Origin of the sequence: Rhizobium freirei PRF 81 (assembly GCF_000359745.1) — a bacterium.
In the GTDB taxonomy this organism is placed as follows: Bacteria; Pseudomonadota; Alphaproteobacteria; order Rhizobiales; family Rhizobiaceae; genus Rhizobium; species Rhizobium freirei.
The window spans coordinates 17389-35332 of record NZ_AQHN01000069.1; the positions used below are offsets into that span (position 1 = coordinate 17389).

The 17944-nt window shown below is 58.1% G+C and carries 14 protein-coding genes and 5 pseudogenes; 5 read left to right on the top strand and 14 right to left on the bottom strand.

All coding sequences use genetic code 11. The features are described 5' to 3' along the window. Positions 1-4: 4 nt before the first annotated feature. Positions 5-1726, top strand: coding sequence for an ABC transporter ATP-binding protein (locus RHSP_RS18285; protein WP_037152818.1), 1722 nt, complete (start codon positions 5-7; stop codon positions 1724-1726). 128 nt (positions 1727-1854) lie between these two features. Beyond that, positions 1855-3042 (top strand): galactarate dehydratase, encoded by a 1188-nt coding sequence (locus tag RHSP_RS18290; RefSeq protein ID WP_004120580.1) that lies wholly within the window; start codon positions 1855-1857, stop codon positions 3040-3042. Here the strand turns inward: RHSP_RS18290 and RHSP_RS34745 are convergent. The 3 genes from RHSP_RS34745 to RHSP_RS33840 all read right to left on the bottom strand — a co-directional run bounded on the left by RHSP_RS34745 (position 3027) and on the right by RHSP_RS33840 (position 4358). Further along, a complete protein-coding gene (locus tag RHSP_RS34745) occupies positions 3027-3167 on the bottom strand; it encodes a hypothetical protein (protein ID WP_157385379.1) in 141 nt (46 codons plus the stop codon). The genes RHSP_RS18290 and RHSP_RS34745 overlap by 16 nt on opposite strands. Before the next feature lie 34 nt (positions 3168-3201). After that, positions 3202-3564, bottom strand: a complete 363-nt coding sequence (locus RHSP_RS34750) for a hypothetical protein (RefSeq protein WP_157385380.1) — start codon at positions 3562-3564, stop codon at positions 3202-3204. A gap of 572 nt (positions 3565-4136) precedes the next feature. Then, entirely contained in the window at positions 4137-4358 is a 222-nt protein-coding gene (locus RHSP_RS33840) for a hypothetical protein (protein ID WP_004120586.1), read from the bottom strand. A 316-nt stretch (positions 4359-4674) separates the two neighbouring features. On the opposite strand from RHSP_RS33840, the pseudogene RHSP_RS33845 reads away from it, so the two are divergent. Further along, positions 4675-5457: pseudogene (locus tag RHSP_RS33845) on the top strand (IS5 family transposase). On the opposite strand, the gene RHSP_RS34755 reads toward RHSP_RS33845, so the two are convergent. The 3 genes and pseudogenes from RHSP_RS34755 to RHSP_RS18315 form a co-directional block, all read right to left on the bottom strand. Beyond that, complete coding sequence (locus RHSP_RS34755; protein WP_157385381.1) at positions 5438-5782, bottom strand: hypothetical protein; 345 nt, start codon at positions 5780-5782, stop codon at positions 5438-5440. The pseudogene RHSP_RS33845 and the gene RHSP_RS34755 overlap by 20 nt on opposite strands. A 62-nt stretch (positions 5783-5844) precedes the next feature. Then, on the bottom strand, positions 5845-6138 hold the full coding sequence (locus RHSP_RS18310; RefSeq protein ID WP_004120592.1) for a hypothetical protein: 294 nt from the start codon (positions 6136-6138) through the stop codon (positions 5845-5847). A gap of 166 nt (positions 6139-6304) precedes the next feature. Beyond that, positions 6305-6652, bottom strand: a pseudogene (locus tag RHSP_RS18315) (DDE-type integrase/transposase/recombinase); the annotation flags it as partial. Between the two features lie 81 nt (positions 6653-6733). Between RHSP_RS18315 and RHSP_RS33135 the strand changes: the two are divergent. Next, positions 6734-7825, top strand: a pseudogene (locus tag RHSP_RS33135) (ISL3 family transposase); the annotation flags it as partial. A 285-nt stretch (positions 7826-8110) separates the two neighbouring features. Here RHSP_RS33135 and tnpC read toward each other — a convergent pair. The 3 genes and pseudogenes from tnpC to tnpA all read right to left on the bottom strand — a co-directional run bounded on the left by tnpC (position 8111) and on the right by tnpA (position 10511). Beyond that, positions 8111-9643, bottom strand: a pseudogene (gene tnpC / locus RHSP_RS18325) (IS66 family transposase). Between the two features lie 71 nt (positions 9644-9714). Further along, positions 9715-10071, bottom strand: coding sequence for an IS66 family insertion sequence element accessory protein TnpB (gene tnpB, locus RHSP_RS18330; protein WP_004120609.1), 357 nt, complete (start codon positions 10069-10071; stop codon positions 9715-9717). Continuing rightward, a complete protein-coding gene (gene tnpA / locus RHSP_RS18335) occupies positions 10068-10511 on the bottom strand; it encodes an IS66-like element accessory protein TnpA (protein ID WP_004120611.1) in 444 nt (147 codons plus the stop codon). Before tnpA ends, tnpB begins: the two co-directional genes overlap by 4 nt. Before the next feature lie 79 nt (positions 10512-10590). On the opposite strand from tnpA, the pseudogene RHSP_RS18340 reads away from it, so the two are divergent. Beyond that, a pseudogene (locus tag RHSP_RS18340) lies at positions 10591-11130 on the top strand (ISL3 family transposase); the annotation flags it as partial. Here the strand turns inward: RHSP_RS18340 and RHSP_RS33855 are convergent. From RHSP_RS33855 to RHSP_RS18365, 5 genes are all read right to left on the bottom strand, one after another. After that, a complete protein-coding gene (locus tag RHSP_RS33855) occupies positions 11045-11818 on the bottom strand; it encodes a DUF3857 domain-containing protein (protein ID WP_004120616.1) in 774 nt (257 codons plus the stop codon). The pseudogene RHSP_RS18340 and the gene RHSP_RS33855 sit on opposite strands and share 86 nt — an antisense overlap. A 188-nt stretch (positions 11819-12006) precedes the next feature. Then, positions 12007-13770 (bottom strand): rhomboid family intramembrane serine protease, encoded by a 1764-nt coding sequence (locus RHSP_RS18350; RefSeq protein WP_004120618.1) that lies wholly within the window; start codon positions 13768-13770, stop codon positions 12007-12009. A 37-nt stretch (positions 13771-13807) separates the two neighbouring features. Further along, positions 13808-15286, bottom strand: coding sequence for an HlyD family type I secretion periplasmic adaptor subunit (locus tag RHSP_RS18355; RefSeq protein ID WP_004120620.1), 1479 nt, complete (start codon positions 15284-15286; stop codon positions 13808-13810). Then, a complete protein-coding gene (locus RHSP_RS18360; protein WP_167332659.1) occupies positions 15283-17421 on the bottom strand; it encodes a type I secretion system permease/ATPase in 2139 nt (712 codons plus the stop codon). Before RHSP_RS18360 ends, RHSP_RS18355 begins: the two co-directional genes overlap by 4 nt. Positions 17422-17568: 147 nt before the next feature. Then, positions 17569-17868 carry a hypothetical protein gene (locus RHSP_RS18365; RefSeq protein WP_004120625.1) on the bottom strand — a complete coding sequence of 100 codons (300 nt, stop codon included), beginning with the start codon at positions 17866-17868 and terminating at the stop codon, positions 17569-17571. Positions 17869-17944: the final 76 nt, after the last annotated feature.

Here is a 17944-nt window from a genome sequence, read left to right on the forward strand (position 1 = left end):
GGGCATGACCGATATCGTTTCCATGAACACCGCTCGCCCTCTGCTGCAGGTCAAGAACCTCACCGTCGACTTTCCTTTAAGAACCGGCACGTTTCGCGCGGTCGACAATCTCTCCTTCGTCATCGAACCCGGAAAGACGCTCTGCGTCGTCGGCGAGAGCGGATCGGGCAAATCCGTTACCGCGCGCTCGATCTTGCAGATCGTCGACACCCCCGGCCGCATCACCGGCGGCTCCATCATCCTGAATGACGCCAGCGGCAAATCGGTCGATCTCGTCAAGCTCAATCCGCGCGGGCGGCAGATCAGGTCGATCCGCGGGCGAGATATCGCCATGATCTTTCAGGAGCCGATGGCATCGCTTTCGCCGGTCCATACGGTCGGCGACCAGATCATGGAGGCGCTGCGCCTCCATACGAAGGTGAACAAGGCCGAGGCACGCGCCGAGGCGATCTCACTTTTGAAACAGGTGGAAATCCCTTCGCCCGAAAAGGCGATCGACCGCTACGCCTTTCAATATTCCGGCGGCATGCGCCAGCGCGCCATGATCGCCATGGCGCTTGCCTGCAAGCCGCAGCTGCTGATCGCCGACGAGCCGACGACCGCGCTCGATGTCACGACGCAGGCCGAAATCCTCGACCTCATTGCCCGGCTGCAGCAGGCCAATGGCATGGCGGTGCTGTTCATCACCCACGACATGGGCGTGGTCGCCCAGATCGCCGACGATGTGCTCGTCATGCACAATGGCGTCGTTAGGGAATACGGTCCGGTCGAACAGATCTTCCATGCGCCGAAGGACGACTATACCCGCATGCTGATCGGCTCGGTGCTGAAGCTCGAAAGGAAGGCGGAAATCCGTCTGGCACGACCGCCGCTCGACAGAGCGGCAGCCCCGATCCTCAAATTGCGCAATGTGTCGATGGCCTTCGGCGAGGTCCGTGCCCTCGATGATGTCTCGATCTCGCTTTTGCCGCGCGAAACGCTCGGCATTGTCGGCGAGAGCGGGTCAGGCAAGACCACGATGGGTCGCTCGATCATGCGCCTTATCGATCCGAGTGCAGGCGAAATTCTCTATCGCCGCGCCGATGGCGACGTCACCGACTTGGCAAGCGCCAAGGGGACGGCCCTTGCGACAGCGCGCCGCGAATTGCGCATGGTGTTCCAGGACCCGTTCGGTTCGCTCAACCCGCGCATGACCGTCTCGCAGATTATCGGCGAGCCATTGCTCGTCAACGGCATCGCCAAGGGGCGGGCGCTCGACGAGCGCGTTTGCCATCTGATGGAACAGGTCGGGCTCGATCCGAGGGCGCGCGAGCGCTATCCGCATGCCTTCTCAGGCGGTCAGCGCCAGCGCATCGGCATCGCCCGCGCCATAACCCTTAATCCACGCGTGATCGTCGCCGACGAGGCGACCTCCGCTCTCGATGTTTCCGTGCGCTCGCAGGTGCTCGATCTGTTGATGCGCCTGCAGGACGAACTTGGCCTCGCCTATATCTTCATCAGCCATGATATCGGCGTCATCCGCTACATGTGCGACCGCGTCGGTGTCATGTACAAGGGTCGCCTGGTCGAGGTCGGCGATGCCGACAAGGTCTGCAACTCACCCGAACATGCCTATACGCAAGCGCTGATTTCGGCGATTCCTCGCCCTGACCCTCGCGATCGCGATCGCTCGCGACGCTTTCGCTATGTCGAGCCCGAAGCTGTCAAGAACGGGAGCGCCGCATGATGACTTCCCTCCATACCGCCGCAACGCCCATTTTCCACCAATCAGGCTTCGCCGCGACGCGGCAACGATTTCCCCACCTGCGGCAGCTCCCATGCGGCATTCATGTCAATCGATAGAAGGAAGATAAGATGAAGATCGACCGCATGCGGGTATTTATGACCCGCGACAAGGATCGCCCGCGCGTCATCGTGGCGCTTGATACGGATGACGGACTGACCGGCTGGGGCGAATGCTACAACCACGGCCCGGATTTGGCACTGCCTCCGATCCTCGACTATCTCTATGGCTTCATCGCCGGCCAGGATCCGAGCCGCATCGACTATCTCGTCAACTTGCTGATCCAGCAAAGCCGCTTCCCGCCGGGCGCGCTTGGCCTTTCGGCCATTTCCGCGCTCGATCATTGCCTTTGGGACCTCTCGGCAAAGGCCCTGAATGTTCCGGTCTACAAGCTGCTCGGCGGCGCGGTGCGTGATCGCATCAAGGTCTATGCCGGCGTCTATACCGCACCGGATGCGCCGGCTGCTCGCGATGAGCTCGACCGTCTGAACGCCGAATGGGGCTTTACTGCCTTCAAGCTCAGCCCATGGCGCATCGACATGCATGCCCATCGCTGGGGCAATGTCGTCAAGGCATCGGCCGACTATTTCCGCTCGCTGCGCGAGACCGTGCGCGACGATTATGAGATCGCCTTCGACGCCCATGCGAAGATTTTCGAGCCGGTCGCCGCCCGTCAGCTCGGCAACGCGCTTGCCGCCTATGATCCGCTTTTCTACGAGGAGCCTCTACGCCCGGAAAATATCGAGATGTGGGGTGAATTGAAGCAAGGCCTCAATTGCGTGCTTGCGACGGGCGAATCCCTCTATAATCGCAACGAGTTCCTGCGTCTGCTGCAGGTCAAGGGCGCCGACCTTATCCAACCGGATATCTGCGTCGTCGGCGGCATCAGCGAGATGCGGCGCATCGCGACGATCGCCGAGGCGCATTTCGTCGGCGTTGCCCCACACAACCCGATGGGACCACTCGCGACCGCCGTCAACGTGCATTTCTCGGCCGCAGCGCAGAACTTCAGGATACTCGAATATCGTCTGCCGAAGGGTCAAGCCTACGTCTATGGTGGCAACGAGGTTGAGCAGCGCCAGGGCGAAACCCGCTATGTCGTCGATCCCTATCTGCCGAAGGACGGCTACCTTGAACTCAGACCCAACCGGCCCGGCTGGGGCGTCGACATGGATGAGAAGGCCATGGAAGAGGAAGGCTACATCCATTGGCAGCGACGCGTGCCGAAACGCCCGGACGGCTCCTACGCCTTCGCCTGAGTGCCTGATTTGCAAACCTGATGACGCGGCTGGAAGACGAGCGCCTCGCGATCTATCGGCTTATGCTCGAGTTCGATCGGCTGGGCGACCTTCAGGTCATCGAGCGCGATCTCGTCACTTGGCATTTAATTGGGGTCTTCTCTATTTGGCGGACCGAGGTCAAGGGTATTGCGCTTCCGGCTTTTCTTCGGCGTTGACGTCGTTCACGGGGCCTCGCTTCTCTTCGGGATCAGCTCTTTGCCGTCCCAGCATGGGATCAGAAGAACGAAGCGGTTCAATCTTCCTCGCGTCCTGATCGCAATGCGCCATCGGCAACAAGGCGCCGATTTCGCTCATGAACGGCTCATCTGCACCCCCGCCGAACTGAGCCTCAACCCCGGAAAATTCCAGCGCCCGCTGGCCGAAATTCGGGAAGCACTTCACATAATGGCAATCGGCGCTCCGAAAACTTTGTTTTCTTGCCTTCCTCCTCAGTTGGAAGTCAGTTCGCAAATGTGGGGACGACGGTTCGATACCCGTCAACTGCAAACACTTACTGCTCGACCTCGCATCGGCTGTAAAGTGATCGCAGTTTGGCTCGTTGGGCACTCGACATGCTATGGGAAAAGTCGCTCAATGCCCAAAACATCGCGATCCTTTCCAGCTGAGCCGGATTAACCATTCCGCATCGAAACAAGTCGACCAGCGCGGCAGCAAAACCCTCCCGGCTGTACGGAGTATCATCGAACCAACTCTGCGTCGTTGCTAAGTCAAATACTCGCTTTATGACTTCGAGCTCGCTTTGCGACAAATCGCCCTGTGTGAGGCGTTTCAACCTTTCCATCATCTTCTCCACGGCGAGAATGCTGACAACCCCATGTAAGCTTGGCATGAGCAGAGACTGCCAAATGCCGGTTGGGCTCTCTTAGGCTTTTCTGACCTTGACCGGGCATGCAGTGTCTGCGGAATGGGCCAGTGCACTCGGCGGTGTGAAGCAGCGTAGGGTTTCGGCGCCAATAGGCACGATAAGCAAGCTAGATCCCTCGACGTTTCTCTAGGGCAGCGCGGTATCGGGCAAATGTATGAACCGGTGACATTGAAAGGACGAGAGCTTGCTAGCAGTGACCATGCGTATCACCGACAAGCCCGTGCAAATGCGCCCTTGAGAGCATCGGGAACTTGCCCTTTAAAACCGAAGGAAGAGCAGCTTGTGATGCCTTCATAGGAGACGTCACCTGCGGTGTATCGAGCTCACCGGCGACACCACCAGCATAGTGCACCATTCTTGCAAGTGCCGAGATCTCGCCCTGACGTTCCTGTTCTTCAAAATCGGTCACCCTAAAAGCTCCACGAACCAATTTGATAGGGGGAGATTGGCACATTTCGATTAACGAGGTGCGTTGCAAAAGCGTTGCGCACGCAACCCCTGCACTAAAGATCAACTGCATACGGTAAAATTGTGGGAAGAGCTTGGGCCGCAGGCCGTCGCATTGAAAGACCAGCCCGCGGTGCGTGCCCGCGACGGCCCATCGCGATTGAGCACAACCCACTACGAAATTAGCATCGACGTTTTGATCGACCTAGGTCGGGTTGACAAAGTGGATTCCCAAATCGGCTCAAGCGTGATTCAAGACTGCTTTTTAGGAGGCAGTATTGGCGCGAGGCGATTTGAGTGACGAGGAATGGCGTGTAATCGAGCCGTTCCTACCCAGGGGAACGGGGACACAAGTCGCGGCTCGCTCACGATAATCGGCGCTTTTTAAACGGGATGCTGCACATCCTGCGCGTTGGCTGCCCGTGGCGCGACATGCACGAACGCTACGGCAAATGGAACTCTGTCTATGTCCGCTTCCGACGGTGGGCAGAGCAAGGCGTCTGGGACGCTCTGCTTGAGACCCTTGTGGAGCTCGGCTTAACCGACGACTGGCAGCATATGATCGACAGCACGACCGTTCGGGGTCATTCGCAGGCTGCTGGCGCAAAAGGGGGACTGATAAGGAGGCTTTTGGTCGATCACGCGGCGGCTTTACGACAAAAATCCACGCCCGAGCAGACGGTCAGGGACGCCCTCTCGGCTTTGTCCTGACAGGCGGTGAGGCATCGGATTACAAGGCCGTTCCCCAACTTCTTGCTATTCCCGTCAGCAGACCGCGCAAAATGCTGGCGGACAAGGGATATGATGCGGATGCAATCCGCGAAGAACTCCTGCTGCATGGCACTCGTCCTGTTATCCCATCGCGCTCGACGCGGAAGCGCCCGCTACCGTGCGATTACGTTGCATACAAAGACCGGAACCGCATCGAGCGCATGTTCAATAAGCTGAAGCAGTTCAGGCGCATCGCTACGCGCTATGATAAGACGAGGATGTCGTTTGCTGGCTTCCTGGCGCTGGCCTCAGCCAAACTCTGGTTGCCCTTCATTTGCGCACAGGCTTAGGGCGCTCTTTCTCCGCTCCCCAGAAAGAAAGCCGCGCGTCTGGCGCTTCCTTGTGAACTGCAATCTGCATATGAGCCCGAAGCTCCTTGCGGAAACGTGAGGCGTTGCGTGCTCCCCATACGCCGACGAAACAATCCCCGGACGCATCGTTCTTGAAGACTGCCGCCCCACCAAACGCAGAAGACAGGCCACCTTCGCCAATGATACCTCCGTTACCGTAAATTGCGACAACGCAATCCAACGGCGCAACGCTGACCACCGTATCGCCCGATGGGGCGAAACCTGCGCTTCTGAAAAGGTAGACGGGGCAAGGAGAAGTCATCATTCGCTGAGCATATCTCCGTCATCGGAGACCACAAGCTCCTGATGTAACTTTGTCAACATGGCCTAACCACGGTCGATTTCCTCTCTGATCTCGCGCCAAACTAGGAACCAAATTATCGGGTTCGCTCTGCAATACTCGATATCTGCTTTATCGTTTTTGCTATTTCTTACTGAAAGAGTAATCATTGCGCTGGCAATACCAAATATAAACGAGCAAAAAAATGGAATTAAAAGGATATAAAAAATCCATTCATCTATTATATTTCCGATGCTTTGAGCGAAATAATCTTCAGAGAAATAGAATATCCCGCAAAAAAAGAATACTATAATAAATGCCATGCTTGTTCTTGCGGTCATTTCCACACCTTACGTCTTCAGCCAAGATAATTATGACATTACATCTCAGCCGCATCACCCAATGGTCCAGAGGACGCATCCCTAACCGCATCCTATCTATCCTCGCCTGAGGGCATCGTAAACTTAACAGTCGGGAGGAATAGCGGTCCGCTGAGGCTTTCGGGATTCACGCCCGAGCGATTTGCGTCCATAGGCTCATCGCCGCAGCACGCAGTTCCCGATAATGGCTTGAGGTGACGTCGTGTCGGGGGGTGTGGAACAAGTTGGCAATCGGATCATGGATAGAGACGAAGCGTTGCAGATGTCGCTTTGATTTGAAGCGCTTCATGATCCGCTCTCGTCGCCGGATTGGCTGGTGGGAATTCTCCGCGCGATTGTTCAAGCCTTTGTGGGCGCGGTGCTCGACGCCGGGCATGATCTCCCGCTTTGCGGCTTCGTAGGATCGAAGCTTGTCGGTAATCATTACACGCGGCGCGCGGCCATGACCCTTCAACAGTTTGCGCATCAGGCGCTTGTGTCGTTTTGCATTTAACCGGGTTCTTCCTCAATTTCTGTGGTTAACACGGTGTTAGCGCCTCGACCGTTATCTGCAGGGATGCGAGCGCAATTGAATTGGTCGCCCGGCCCAGGGGTCAAAATTCTGGGTATCACCCTTCAAAATGAAGAAAACTGGGTTGTTTCCGCTGCTGCAAAGCCTGTCGGTATCTGCCCGGATTGTGGAATGCGAAGTCGGCATCGGCACGGCTGGCACAACCGCCGTCTCCAGGACTTGCCTGTTCAAGGTCAAGCTGTGAACATCAGACTCGCACTGAGCCGGTGGCAGTGTAGGTACCGGAAATGCGAGCGACGAACCTTCACCGACAGGCTGCCCGAGATTGCTGCACCCTATGTGCGACGAACTGGGCGGATGGCTGAGATTGTGGGCTTGGTTGGCCACAGAATGGGCGGTCGTCCGGGAGAGAACTTGATGCATCGGCTCGGCATGCTGGTCAGCGACGACACGATCTTACGGCAATTGAAGCGCGGTAATCCAGCGTCCACACAAAAAGACACTATTCGGGTAGTGGGCATTGATGATTGGAGCTGGCGGCATTCCTCGCGATACGGGACGATTATGGTCGATCTTGAGCGTCATTCAGTTGTCGATGTTCTGGAGGACCGCAGCGTCGAGAGCGCAAAAGCATGGCTGCAAGAACGCCCGACGATCGAGGTCGTGAGCCGAGATCGCTGTGGTTTGTATGCTCAGGCAGCCAGAGAGGGCGCGCCTCAGGCCCGCCAGGTGGCTGACCGCTTTCATCTGGTTCAAAATCTCAGGGAGGCAATCAAGGAACAGATGAGCGTTTACGGTCACGCCCATGTTAGGCCGATACTCTCCGAAGATGCTATCGCCAGCGCTAGGTCACAACAGCGCCGTGCCCGCGTGGCTCACAGGCAATCTCGTCAGGAAATATTCGACATGCTTCAAGCTTTGCGGCAGCAGGGCCTCAGCTACAGCGAGATTGCAAGGCGGACCGGATACGAGCGCCGCAGCATCGCGAATTGGCTTACTTCCAAGGCACCTCGAGACAGAAACCGGGCAGCATTGAATCCGACATCCCCACTGTATTTTGAAGCTTTCCTGGCTGAATGCTTGAAAAATGGAAACCGGGTCGGGCGCCATTTGTTTTACGATATCAAGAACCGCGGTGTAAGCGCTGTCTTGGGGCCACGGCGGGTGGCATCTGTTGCTGCTATTTTGTGGGTTGATGGGCAGCCAGACGCTCTGCTTCTGCCAACGCGGCAGTTTTGGTTTTGAAGGGGCCGACATCATGGTCTTCCGTGTCAGGCAGCCATTTCGGAAGGAACCACCAGCCTCCAGGGCGATAGCTGGAACTACTTCTCACAGAGCCGACATCCTTAGCGAAGAACCATCCGGCATCGGTTCCATCCTGTTCCCATGAGATGCTCTGTTCTGTCACGGCACACTCCACGCCTATTCTTTTGTCGGGAGCATTTTATCGGCCACGTATGACCAGGGCAACAACTCGTCGATCTGGCTGTTTGGGTGACCATTGACGATCTTGGTGAGCACATCGGCGAGATAGCCGAGCGGTTCGACATTGTTGAGCTTGGCGGTCTCGATGAGTGATGCGATGGTCGCCCAGTGCTCGGCCCCGGCGTCGGAACCCGCGAAGAGTGCGTTCTTGCGATTTAGGGCAATTGGCCTGATGGATCGCTCGACTATGTTGGAGTCGATCTCAATGCGGCCGTCGTCGATGAAGCGGGTCAATCCTTCCCAGCGTGACAGGGTGTATCGGATCGCTTCGGCCAGCTTAGTCTTCTGGCTGATGAGGCTGAGCTGTTGGGTGAGCCATGGCGCAAGGCTGTCGACGATCGGGCGGCTCTTTTCCTGTCGGTTGACACGGCGTTCCTCGGAAGCCCGACCACGGATATCATCCTCGATCCTGTAAAGCTCGGCAATGCGCCTTAGCGCCTCGGTGGCAATGGGTGCGGGACCGGCTGCCGCCAACTCGTAAAAGCGTCGCCGAACATGCGACCAGCAGAAGGCTAGCGAGACGGTATTCTTGGCAGTCAACGGGCGGTAGCCACCCTAACCATCGACCTGCAGGATCCCGACGAAGCTGTCGAGATGGGTCATCGGGCGCTCAGCCTTGCGATCTGGCGCATAGACATAAACGACACCCGGCGGATCCTTCCCCTGCCATGGTCGGTCGTCCCGCGCATAAGCCCAAAGTTGCCCGGTCTTGGTCTTGCCGCGTCCCGGATCGAGCACAGGCGCTGTCGTCTCGTCCGCGAAGAGTTTGGATGATGTCTTCAACACCTCAAGTAGCCGCTGATGAACCGGCCGCAGATGCCAGGCAGCGCGTCCGACCCAATCAGCCAGCGTCGAGCGGTCGAGGTTTATGCCCTGCCGCTTGTAGATTTGCGCCTGGCGATAGAGCGCCAAATGATCGGCATACTTTGAGACGAGAACATGGGCGATAGTTGCCTCGGTCGGAATGCCACCTTCGATCAGCCGGGCGGGAGCCGAAGCCTGAACGACGACATCCTCGCAGGCCCGGCAGCCGTACTTCGGACGGCGAACAACCAGCACCCGGAACTGGGCCGGAATAATGTCCAGCTTCTCGCTGATATCTTCGCCGATCTGATGCAGATCATGATGGCAGCCTGGGCAGGCATGATCATCGATATCAACGACCATCTCGATCCTTGGCAAGTGAGCTGGAAGCGAGCCTCGGTTCATTCGCCGTTTGGCAACCCGCGTCTGGCGCAGATCGGCTGAGGCGTGCTCCGTTCCTTCCAGACCATCCGCCTCGACCTGTTCGGCCTCTTCCAAGCCAAGGAGAAGCTGATCCTCGGGAAGCGTTTCCGCCCGGCGACCAAAGCGGTGACGCTGCAATTCCTTGATGATCTGCCGTAAGCGGGCATTCTCCGCCTCGCGCGAAAGCACCATCGCTTTCAGCGCGTTAAGGTCATCCGGAAGCTCGTCCGCTCTGATCGTCATGGGCAAAGAACAGCATATCTCGCCCCGTAAGACGAGATGTCTGGTGCGGCTGATTCAATTGGTCGCGGCTGCTATCCGGCCTGAATAGGCGTGCGCGTTTCGCTCGGCGCATGCACGCGTTTCCAATCCAGCCCCTCGAACAAAGCCGAGAACTGGGCGGATGTCAGATGCATTGCGCCGTCCTGCATCCGGGGCCAATGGAACTCGCCATCCTCAAGCCGTTTTGCCACCAGGCATACGCCGCTGCCATCCCAGAAGATCAGCTTGATGCGGTCGGTTCGCTTGGCCCGGAACACGTAGATTGTTCCGGAGAATGGATCAGCTCCCATCTCAGCCTTTACCAGTGCAGCCAATCCCTCTGCACCCTTGCGGAAGTCGATCGGTTTGGTGGCGATCATGACTTTCACCGCGCCGGACGGACCAATCACGATGATGCTTTCATGGCCGCAATGACGGCTGCAATCGTCGTGGCGTCAGCACCGGATGCAATCCTGATTGTCGCACCACCAATTTCCAGCTCAATCACGGCGTCGCCGTGAGCCTTCTTCGGTGAACGTGCTCGCCGTACCTTCTTCGGCATGGGCATATCCTGTGCGACGACGACGGCAGGCGCAAACATCGGTGCCACGTCCGGCAATACATCGAACGGCTTGCGGGCAAGCCGCCGCCAGGTGAACAACTGTTGCGATGTCAGCCCATGACGCCGCGCCACCGAGCACACCGTCACGCCGGGCTCATAGCTTTCCGCGACGATCTGCGCCTTCAGTTCGTCGCTCCATTCACGGCGACGACCACTTCCAGTGAAAACCTCAAACCGTCGAACCGGCTCATCATCCTTGGTTTTAAGCGTAAGCTCTGAAATCGACATATGTCCAAGCCCTCTGTTCAGGCTCAACATCGTCAATCACAAGATGATCCGGAAGGTGGGGGCAAAACGACGCTTACACCGCGGTTACACGGGCAGCCGCTCCAATCTGGAGCGCTTGCTGAAAGTGTGGCGTGCAGTCGAAAACATTCAACTCGACGAGCCGCCTCCGGAGATGGATGTTTCAGAACCCGTCCGCGATCCTGATACGGGCCATATGATTTCCTCCGTGGTGGCCGCAGCTTTGTGCATAAAACCGCGCGACCTGCTGACAGATCGTCAGGCCAGAAAGGTCAATGCATTGAAGCAGGGCTCTCGAGCGTTCGCTATCATGCGCGGCTTGGCCATGCGCTTCAACGGCATCTTGCGCAGCACGGGCTCGCAGGCACTGGATGAATGGATCGACGATGCCATCGACACCGAGCTCACGGCAATCATGCGTTTCGCCAGCGTTTTGCGCCGGGATATTGATGCCGTAAGAAATGCAATCGAACTCCCTTGGAGCAACGGTCAAGCCGAAGGTCAGATCAACCGCCTCAAGATGCTGAAGCGAGCAATGTACGGTCGCGCCGGCCCGGAACTGATGAGGGCGAGAATGATGCCGCTGAATCACAGAAATTGAGGAAGAACCCATTTAAGTGCAAAACGACACCCTGTAAACGCACATCCGCAACGATATGGCGCATTCCGTTCGTTGTCGTATCGGAGACGACAAAACCGCCTTGGCTGGCGACGGCAAGCGGAAGAGCTGCGGGAATGTCAATCACGACATGCTCGCTGGCATTTTGGAACGGATTGAGCCACGCAACCGGATTGAAGCCCATCAGTGGCATCCTGGGCGCCGTCTCTTCAATTTCGTAGTGGACGTGGCTTCCAATCGTAACCTTAGGCATGACGACCGTGGTGGTTACTGACGACACAAATCCGGGCGCATCGCGCGAAGCGGCACTCGGGCGGGTAAAAATGGCGTCAGCAGCCGGTTTATGACGGGACCCATCGGGATCTTCAACCCAGCCGCTTACGAAGCGGAAGGAAACGTTCCGCGGATTATAAGTCATCGCCAGTTGCGACGCATCCTTTACCTGTGCCTGCTTTTGCACGAACGAGTCGATCACCATCGTCAACTTGTAGGAGTAGTCCCTTGCGACCTCGTAACGCAGGCTCTCGACCCGCTCGGGAGACTGCTCGGCACAGGCCAAATCACCAAGGATCAGCAGCAGGCCTGTAGCGCAAAGAAGCGCTTGAGCAGCGCGCTCGATGATCTGTTTGCCACGCGCGTCGGGGAACTTCCAAAACAAACCGCCATCCATTGAAATAAGCCCTATTCCTAAAAGCGATTGCTACACCAGTTTGGCCAATCCTACTGACAGACGGCCGCGGCCTGAAATCCCATGCTGGATTGTTGGCTCCTGAGCATATCCGTAAAACGCTAGCTCAGTTCGCATTGATTTTGAACCTTGAGAGAAGACCAGGACGCATCACCAATAAGCGCGGTGCCTCAATGCCGACGAAGCTGCACCAATTCACCCTGTGCACCCTCATACTCGAAAAATGTCTTTGGGCATGAGAAGAGGGCTGCATTGAACTTTGGAACGGCTTCGGCGGTCTGCCCACGCAATAGGTGCCATTCGCCAACATAGAATATGGCCTCACAAAGACTGTCGTTGTTTGATGCCTTTGCCGTGACCTCGGCCGGTGTCAATTCTCCAAGGAAGAGCTGATAGACCGGATAGGGCCACTTGCTTTGATCGAGCTTGCTGGCCGCTATTCGGAGGTTCGATGCGGCTTGGCTGTCGTTGCCTCTTGTTTGCGCGAGAAAGCGCCAGAGATGATAATAAGGCGCGGCTTTCTCATCGCGTTGCGCACTAGCCGCAAAGTCGTCTGCGGCCAACTGATATTGCCCTTGAAAATATTGCACGAAGGGGTCGGCAAGATAGCCGGCCCGGAGCTGGCTGATGGGCCAGATCGATCCCGCCGCAATTATGGCGAACCCAATGCTGCCGATGAGAGCAGCCACACTGAAGCGAGGATGAGGCTGCTTGCTCGGCCAGGCCTTCAGCAAAACAAGCGAAACGATCCCTCCCGCAAGCGCTCCACCAAGATGAGCCGCATAATCGATATTCATGCCACCAGCAGTTTGAGCGACGAGCGGCAGGATGGAAGGTACGAGAATCTGTATCGCGCCCATCCTTAAAATCTCTGGCAACGGGCCGGAGGGAAAATGAAAACTTGCCACGATGACAGCCGCAAACAGGCCGATAATCCCGCCTGATGCTCCGACGCCGACGATATTGTCGAGGTTGATCAGCAGCGATGCCACCGAGCCGCCAATCGCGCTCACGCAAAATAGAGCGGCAAACCAGCGCCAGCCGATCAGGCGCTCAAGTAAAATCCCGGCCCGCCATAAGGCGAAGCAGTTGAAGGCGAGATGAAGGAAATTGCCGTGCAGCAGGGAAGCCGTCACCAGCCGCCACCATTCGCCATATTGCATGATCCGCATGCGAAAGGTGCCGCCGAACACCAATAAGGTCTGGATGTCGGGCGTATCGCCCTTTGACGGAATGACTCCGAATTTAAGCTCTACTATATAGATGCCGACCAGAATGGCGATCAGAGCATATGTAAAGATCGGCGGCCCCTTCAGATTGAAGATCGGCCCGGCATGGTCTTGAACCTGAGAAGCTGGGGACAAGCCACCGTCCGCCAGCGCTTGCTGCTCTCGATCCTTCGCAAGAAAATCCGTGCATTCATCGTATGTCCAGTTCGGGTTACCCAATAGCAGCCTCAGCGAAACGACCGCTGTGGCTTCCGACACTCGCAAGGCTTTCGGGACCCAACGCGCAAGGCCACGCCTTGTCAACGTTCGCGCCACCGCCGGATCCAGATCGACATACATTTGATCGGTCCGTGTACGTTTATATCGTCGGATATCCCGAACCGCGCGCCAGGGTATCGTTTCATCAGCGTAACTTTCGATGAAAATCCCGGCGCTCGATATAGCAAGGCCAGGTTCTGCTTTCACGATCTTGAGCAGCATCGCAATCATGAGGAGGCCGCTGAGAGCGGCGATGGGCAAGAATACAATCGCGCTCGGGTGAGCTTGCCCCGGCCTTTCGGGAAGAAAAGGTGCAGCGGCGAGCCCCGCCGTAAAGATTAGCAGTATGAGAGAGAAACGCAGGACCCTACCCTTGTAATAGGCAAACTCCATTCTCTGAGGAGCCTGTGTATCCATTGTGAAGCTTTCGAATTGAAACTCTGTCATAAGCAGTGACCAAATTCGCCAATCGGAGCAGGCGGCCTCATCTCTCCTGCATCGCTTGCGAGGTTACCTCTACGATCGGCGAGAACAGGTATTCGAGAATGCGACGTTTGCCGGTCTTGATCTCGGCAGTGGCGGCCATGCCCGGTGAGAGCGACACGATATGGCCGTCGACGCTCATGGTGCCGGCGTCCAATTCCACGATGACGGGAAAGACGAGGTTCTGAACGCGCTGGACATTGGTCGTCGGCACGGTCGCCTGCAATTGCTTCGTCGGGTCGCCTTCCACCTGGTTGGCATCCGGTTCCGGGATCGCGTCTCTTGCAACGGCCGTGACATGACCACGGATCACGCCATAACGCGTGAATGGAAAGGCCTCGATTTTGACCACAGCCGCCTGCCCGACGGACACGAAACCGATATCGCTATTGGGGAGATAAGCCTCCACCTCCAGCGTCGAATTATCCGGCACGATGCGCATGAGCTCGACGCCGGTTGTCACCACCTGTCCTACGGTATTGATCGAAGACGACTGGACGGTACCATCGATCGGGCTTGCGATCGTCATGGATTCGCGCCGTTTGCGGGCCTTGACGAGCTGGCGGTCGAGTTCGTCAGCCTGCCGCGACGCCTCGCCAGCCTTCTCCACATTGTCGGCAATGAAGGTGCGGAGCGTTTTTTCGCCGTCGCTGGTCGTCACGACAAGAGACGCCTTTGCCTCCTCGAGCTGGCCGGTCTCCTCTGCGAGTGTGGCTTCCTCTTTCTGGCTTGTCTCCTTGGCGTCGATCACCCCTGCCTTGGAGCCGGCATCCTGATCCACCAGTGTCGCGCGAATGACGACCCGTTCGTTGAGCGTATCGACCAGTCTCTGCTGTGCGGCCATTGTCTGCTGCAGCCTGGCGACGGTCGCCTGTTGCTGTGTGTGCTGGGCAACGATATTTTTGAGGCTGGCGGCAAGCTGTGACAGATCGGCCCTGAAGATCGACTGCTCGCGGTCGCGAATGCTGGACGGCGTATCCTCCGCAAAAGCCAGCGGCGCCTCGGATATCGTCTTGTCGCTGGTCCAAATGCCCTGCTCTCGCCAGCGATCGACCGTCGCCAGAACGGCCTTGCGGCGGACCATCTCGCCGCGATAGGCTTGGAGATTGATAGTAATTGCCTCTTCGTCGGACGTGAGCTCGGTGTCGTCGAGCTGGACGACGATATCGCCGGCCTTGACCCTGGCCCCATTGACGACCGGGATCGATCTTGTCTTACCGACTTCGATCGACTGGATCACCTTCACCCGTCCTGTCGGCTGAATCTTGCCCTGCGCCGTCGAGACGATGTCGAAGGTGCCGAGATAGCTCCACAGCAGCGTGCTTACAACGACGACGGCGATGAACCAGATGAAGGCGGTGCGGATCGGCGAGGCCGGCGTCTCAAGGATCTCGAGCGCCGCCGGCAGGAACTCGTTCTCGATCCTGCCGCGACGCAGCGGCTTTCCCGGTTTCTTAGGAGGGCGGATGATCGGGTTCATAGCTGATTAAGCCCTGTCTGCAATTGCCAGAGATGGGCATAGAGGCCATTCGGCCGGGCAAGCAGGCTGTCATGCGTGCCCTCTTCGACGATACGGCCATCCTTCATGCCGATGATGCGATCACAATGACGGACGGTCGCCAGGCGATGGGCGATGATGATGACCGTCCTGCCTTTGACGATCTCGCGCATGTTGCCGAGGATGATGCGCTCGCTCTCATAATCGAGCGCGCTTGTCGCTTCGTCGAGGATCAGCATCGGCGGATTTGTGGCGAGCGCCCGGGCGATTGCCAGGCGCTGGCGCTGGCCGCCGGAGAGGTTGGCGCCGCGCTCCTCGATCAGCGTGTCATAGCCCTTCGGCAATTTGGCGATGAATTCGTCAGCGCCCGACAGCCGCGCCATCTGCATGGCGGCGCCCCGCGACATCGACGGATTGACTAGGCAGATATTGTCATGGATCGTCCGGTTGAACAGCATGTTCTCCTGCAGGACGACACCGATATTGGAGCGCAGCCAGGCCGGATCGACCTGGGCGATATCCTGGCCATCGACAAAGACTTGGCCGCGGGTCGGAATATAGAAGCGCTGCACCAGCTTCGTCAGCGTCGACTTACCCGATCCGGACGGGCCGACAATGCCGATCACTTCGCCTGGACGCACCGAGAAGGAGATGTCGCGCAGCACTTCCGGCCCGTCGTCCGTGTAGCGGAAGTTGACGCCCTTGAAGGTGACGCCGCCCCTTGGCTTCGGCAGGCTGACTGAGACTTCCGGCCGCGGTTCAGGCGGCGCGTTGAGAATGTCGGCGAGCCGCGCCACCGACACCTGCACCTGCTGGAAATCCTGCCAGAGCTGCGACAGCCGCAGGATCGGCTGCGAGACCTGGCCGGCGATCATGTTGAAGGCGACCAGCGCCCCGACGGTCAGCTCGCCATTGATGACGGCCTGGGCACCGAACAGCAGCAACGCCGCCGAGGTGATCTTGTTGATGTACTGGATGGCGTTCTGGCCCTTGGCGGCCAGCATGGTGGTGACGAACGACGATTGCACATAGCCGGCCAGCCGCTCTTCCCATTGCGCCGCAACGACCGGCTCGACGGCAGAGGCCTTCAAGGTCTGCACACCAACCACGGTCTCGACGAGGAGCTGCTGGCTATAGGCGCCGCGCTCGAACTTCTCGTCGATCTTCTCCTTGAGGAACGGCCGTACCAGAAAGCCGATCGCCAGATAGAACGGGATCGAGGCGACGACGATCCAGGCGAGCTTCGACGAATAGGAGAACAGCACGAAGATGAAGACGATGGTGAAGATCAGATCGAGGCCGGAAAACAGTCCCTGCCCTGTCAGAAAATTGCGGATCGTTTCCAGCTCGCGCACGCGGGCGATCGTCTGGCCGGTCGCTCGCGTCTCGAAATAGGAGAGCGGCAGGTTGAGCATATGGCGGAACAACCGCCGTCCGAGCTCGACGTCGATGCGGTTGGTCGTGTGCGACAGCGCATAGGTTCGAAGATATTGCAGCACGACATCGAACAGGCCGACGGCCGCCAGGCCGACGACCAGCACGATCAGGGTCGAATAGCTGCGATGGGCCAGCACTTTGTCGACCACGACCTGGAAGAACAGCGGTGTCACCAGCGCGAAGATCTGGACGATCAGCGAGGCCAGCAGGACGTGACCGAAGGCATGGCGATAGCGCCAGATCGACGGCAGGAACCAGCGGAAACCGAAATTGCCCCTTGAGGAGCCGGGGCCTGCCAGCCGCCGCTGCAGCAGGATGAAGTGACCCGCGGTCTCGGCCAGCAGTTCATGAGCAGCTAGATTGCGGCTGGAGAAGTCGATGGGATCGATGATGCGCCAGCAATCGTCCGGTGCCGCCCCGCCAAAGAGCGCGAAACGGCCGTCCGTCAGGCAGGCGATCGCCGGCGTCGGCAATGTTGCCAGCCGGGCATCACTTTGGATCTCCAGATGCTTTGCCTTCAGGCCGACGAGCTTTGCCGCGCGCAGCAGGTCGCTCCGTCCGGCCGGCTCGGACAATGCCAGGTCACGCGCCAGAACATCCGGGTTGGAGGCGATGCGGAAATAACCGGCAATCGCCGCGATCGCCGCAAGGCCACTGTCCAGATCCTTCATTTCCGCCATTGAAGCGGTCGGCAGATGGTCCGGTTCGAGTGTGGTCTGGTCCATATTTGGCGGACTCTGATTACAGATAGCACGCGAGGACATTGCCACTGTCGCTATTCACGGCGTTGGCTGAATGCCACTTTGCCATGCGCCAATCCGTTCCCCTCATTGAGACCCTTCCGACTGATGTCGCAGAGGTTTCGCGTTTGCCGCACGCGTGCCGGAAAGCTGCAATGCCTTTGCTATGCCCGCACTCATAATGTGCTTCTGCGCGAACCGGACATAGTCCTCATAGGGAATGGCGCCCTTGGCGGTTGCGGAAAGGATTCTGCGACAGAACTCGTGGCGCGCATTGGCCGGCGAAACGTCCATCAGTTCTGCAAGCTTCTGCAAAAGCGCGGGCTTGAGGCTATAGTGGCTACACTGCTCGATATTCCAGTTTAGAGCTCTCGGATCGCGCAACATGTTCTGATCAAACTCGTAACGGCTCCTCGTCGAGATAGAAGCGGCGTCTGCCGCCACACAAGACGCGGCCAAAAAT